This is a genomic window from Pseudomonas sp. 2822-15, from assembly GCF_002742515.1.
Taxonomy (GTDB): Bacteria; Pseudomonadota; Gammaproteobacteria; order Pseudomonadales; family Pseudomonadaceae; genus Aquipseudomonas; species Aquipseudomonas salomonii.
In genome coordinates, this window is the sequence record NZ_LJRY01000403.1 from 1 (window position 1) to 246 (window position 246).

A 246-nucleotide genomic window follows, 5' to 3' on the forward strand; every position below is an offset into this window, starting at 1 on the left:
CTTTCCACTACTAACAAAAACTTCAAAAGATGTTGCTGATCATACTGCTAGAACAAAAATCACACTTGGTGGAAATATTTGTGGGAACATTTTTTACAGAGAGGTAGTTCTACCATTCCTCCTTACCGATAGTCAAGTAATAATAGCAGGACCTAAAGGGTATAGGACGGAATCTATTAATCATATTTTTAATCAAGTCTTACAACTTGAGCGTGGTGAATTCTTGGTTCAAATTGTTACTAACAT

Annotated in this window: 1 protein-coding gene; it reads left to right on the top strand. The window is 34.6% G+C overall.

Annotated features, from left to right (window positions below; translation table 11 throughout):
- Positions 1-246, top strand: a 246-nt coding sequence (locus AOA59_RS31215) for an FAD binding domain-containing protein (protein ID WP_178076322.1), incomplete at both ends; no start/stop codon positions are given.